The following is a 256-nucleotide window of genomic DNA, read 5'->3' on the forward strand; positions in this document are numbered from 1 at the left end:
GTACTACCTAACCCATAAAGCACAAGCGATTGGCTACAACCCTGAAATTATTTTAGCGGGTCGCCGTTTAAATGATGGTAGGGGCGCTTATGTGGTCACTCAGTTGGTGAAAGCCATGCTGAAAAAACGCATTCAAGTAGAAGATGCCAAAGTCTTAATTTTATGTTTAAGCTTTAAAGAAAACTGCCCAGATATTCGTAATACACGCATCATAGATATCGTCAATGAACTCAAGGAATATCACACTCAGATTGAT

Annotated in this window: 1 pseudogene; it reads left to right on the plus strand. The window is 39.5% G+C overall.

The window, feature by feature from the left end:
• Window positions 1-256 (plus strand): annotated as a pseudogene (locus tag ACG9ZB_RS17555) (Vi polysaccharide biosynthesis UDP-N-acetylglucosamine C-6 dehydrogenase TviB); the annotation flags it as partial.

Origin of the sequence: Acinetobacter johnsonii, assembly GCF_048551975.1 — a bacterium.
Classification (GTDB): domain Bacteria; phylum Pseudomonadota; class Gammaproteobacteria; order Pseudomonadales; family Moraxellaceae; genus Acinetobacter; species Acinetobacter johnsonii_A.